Origin of the sequence: Ruegeria lacuscaerulensis, from assembly GCF_013033355.1 — a bacterium.
Lineage (GTDB): Bacteria > Pseudomonadota > Alphaproteobacteria > Rhodobacterales > Rhodobacteraceae > Ruegeria > Ruegeria lacuscaerulensis_A.
Genome location: NZ_WQDY01000031.1, coordinates 1 through 2,932, shown reverse-complemented (window position 1 = coordinate 2,932; position 2,932 = coordinate 1). Strand labels below are relative to the sequence as shown.

Annotated in this window: 4 protein-coding genes; 3 read left to right on the top strand and 1 reads right to left on the bottom strand. The window is 52.3% G+C overall.

What is annotated here, in order from left to right:
• A partial coding sequence (locus GOW48_RS22235; RefSeq protein ID WP_170756245.1) for a hypothetical protein occupies positions 1-298 on the bottom strand: 298 nt, incomplete at its 3' end.
• 561 nt (positions 299-859) lie between these two features.
• On the opposite strand from GOW48_RS22235, the gene GOW48_RS22230 reads away from it, so the two are divergent.
• The 3 genes from GOW48_RS22230 to GOW48_RS22220 all read left to right on the top strand — a co-directional run bounded on the left by GOW48_RS22230 (position 860) and on the right by GOW48_RS22220 (position 2,740).
• Positions 860-1,375 (top strand): DUF805 domain-containing protein, encoded by a 516-nt coding sequence (locus GOW48_RS22230; RefSeq protein ID WP_170756244.1) that lies wholly within the window; start codon positions 860-862, stop codon positions 1,373-1,375.
• Between the two features lie 74 nt (positions 1,376-1,449).
• Positions 1,450-2,220, top strand: a complete 771-nt coding sequence (locus GOW48_RS22225; RefSeq protein WP_170756243.1) for a hypothetical protein — start codon at positions 1,450-1,452, stop codon at positions 2,218-2,220.
• Positions 2,204-2,740, top strand: coding sequence for a hypothetical protein (locus GOW48_RS22220; protein WP_170756242.1), 537 nt, complete (start codon positions 2,204-2,206; stop codon positions 2,738-2,740). The genes GOW48_RS22225 and GOW48_RS22220 overlap by 17 nt, the downstream gene beginning before the upstream one ends.
• The last annotated feature ends 192 nt before the right edge of the window (positions 2,741-2,932 follow it).

Sequence of the window (2,932 nt, the reverse complement as noted above, 5' to 3'; positions counted from 1 at the left end):
ACAATGCGCCTTCGTCGCCCAGGAATTCGATACCAGCTGTCGCGCCATCACTGTAAGCAATGCAGTTCCAAGGAGCGCGATCCTCGCCAACGCCGACTGTGACCTGTGTTCCCGCCTCGCTAAACGCGGATGAGAGCACCACGACTTGTGAATTGTTCGTTGTGCTGGCTACATCTCGCAAACACGCTTGCTGAGCGGGCGTGAGTTCGGCGGACGCGCTTGATGTACTCGTATCGTCGCAGGCCGCAAGCAGTGCGAAACAAGTTGCGCCTGCAATCATCACCATCTTGTTGGACATTTTCTTCTCCCTCTTGTTCCCATGAAATTATTGAAATTGGATTGGCTTGTTTGAAGTTCTCGCGTCAGAGCAGGCTATGGAACATACTTCGACCCTGTGATTTCCCTTCCCAACAACTTGTCGCGGGGGGCTTGGTCGGTGGAACGATATTTCGTTGACTATCTGGGTCGCCAATAACGCGTGATGGCCGAATGACGTCGCTGGCAAGAGCTAGAGCGAGCTTCGGAGAGAGGGCGAGTACGTTTAGTCTGAGCATCGCGTCCTCCCAGCGCTCAATCATTGTAAAGTGCCTTCCGACCGCCAGCACTCACTCCAGCAGTCGGAAGGGCTCGGCACAGCGAGCAGCAACGACAACAACGGAGGTAAAATAAAGTTGTGTCGAATTCGCATGTTTGAATCTAATTTCTAATAAATCAATATTTTTTCCGCGCGTAAATTTCTCTACGCTCTCGTACGATAGGCCTCTGCGTTCAAACAAAAAAGTAAGTGGGAGCTGCGAGTGTGTTCCCCTGAGCGGCGAAGCAATTTGAGGCCGCACAGAAACAATGAAGGGATTGAAAGATGGGATTTGGTGAAGCCGTTAAGACGTGTTTCTCGAAATACTTCCAGTTCTCCGGTCGGGCAATACGCTCGGAATACTGGTGGTTCTTCTTGTTTGTGGTTCTCGTGAGTGCTGGTTTGGCTGTGCTGGATACGATCCTATTCGGGACCGACCCAGAAACAGGGCAGGGATCTCGGGTTCTGTCCTCTGTTTTCCAGTTGGCCGTTCTCATACCCATGCTGGCCGCCGGTTGGCGGAGGCTGCATGATACAGGACGACCTGGCTGGTATTTGCTGCTGCCGATGGCGCTCAGCATTTCAACGCTCTTTGTTATGCTGGGTGGGGTGGCGTTCTTCTCGGTATTGGAGCAAGGGACCGAAAACCCCGATGCATTACGGGGACCCGCGGCAGTCTTGGGAGTGACCGGTATTGTTGTTGTCTCAATTCTTCAGTTGGTTCTGTCCATCCTGATGATCTGGTGGCTGACAAGACCTTCCCAGGAAGGCGCAAACGAATACGGCGAACCTGTTTTCTGATCTGGCTGTCCGGGCAATTGGCTGGAACTTCTGCTGAACGACAGTGCGAACCGTAACTCAATGGAGAGAAAAAAATGAGCTGCAAAACCATTTCCATTGGAATGCTACTGATGGCAGTGGCGACCACAGCATCAGCGGAGTGGTCGTTCAGCTCCGGGCCCAACCCCAATGCTTTTATTCAGACAGGAAACATGACGCTGGAACTTCAGTGTGACCGTATTCGCTTTGCTCCGGCTGGATTCGAGGACAGCCAGGACATTGCGGATAAGCAGGGGCTTTCCATTCGTTTCTTGAAGAACGGCACCACCGAAGTTGGAGCATTTCAGGTTGGCGCAGAAAACGCTGCCGTGCAGATCGTCGACAACTATCCCGTCGAGGTCAGTTTCAATAGTCAGCCGGACTATGGTTTTGTTCTGGACCAGCTTGCGGCCAATGCATCGGTTAATCTGTCGATGATTGATCAAGATGTCAGCTACGGAATTTTTGACTTGAAAGGTTCCAGCGCAGCAATTCGGTCCCTTCGTTCTGCGTGCGATTCAGAAGTTAGCCAAGAGACGTCCTACGAAGCGCCCGAAGGCATCGTCTATTGTGGTGGCGGAGCGATAGAGCGCGTGATCGAACCCGTAATTTTGGACAATCCAGAGGGGGAGTGGGACGCGCGAGTAGCGGTTAACGGCGAGTCGATCAGAGCCATGACAGCCTACAGCTACTTCGGAAACTCTGAGCCACCGGCCGGATTTGTCGTCGCCCTTCTTGGTGAAGACAGGTCTGAATTTCTGATTTTTAACGAAGGCTCGGCAAACTGGCTGGAATACGGGGACTACAGGTATGAACAATGCAACTGAAGCCACCTTCCAACCGGCTTCCCAATTGGCAAGCTACTTGAAACGTTTGGTATCTGCGATCCTGCTTGGTTCGGGCCTGGTTTGGACCTCACCAGTTGTCGCGGCTGACGTTTCGCAACTTCCAACCGGTTTGCGAGCAAAGGTTGATCTGGCGGCGCAGGCATGCGCGGAGTTCAACAACGGTCAGTTTGATATAGCCTGGGGCGCGGTTGAAAGGGTCGATCTCGACGGAGATCTACAACGCGACTGGGTTTTGAATGAGTCTGGTTTTGCGTGTTCGAGCGCCGCATCTCTTTACTGCGGAACTGGCGGATGCATGTCGCACTTCTTGATTGAAGAGGAGGTTCAATCCTTGCTCAACCAGGGCTGGACGGTTGTTGATTTTGGGCGTCAACGCGTTGTTGTTGCGGATATTCATGGATCCAATTGCGACGGAATAAACCCAACGCCTTGCGTAACCGCCAGTGTTTGGGATGCGGACGCTAAGACGTGGCGCTCGTCTGCTGGCGATTGGGAATAAGCTGCATTTGAGAATTGCAGATAAGCCATAGGAGCTGGTTTGTTCGATTGGTTCTCTGTGGCACGCAAACTTATGGGCAAATCGTGCAAAGTTATGAGCAAATACCGCGCAGAGTTATGGGCAAGCTTCCAAGATTTTCTTCAATGAAATCAATGTTGGGAATGCAGCGTTATGAGCGCACCTACAGTCGGT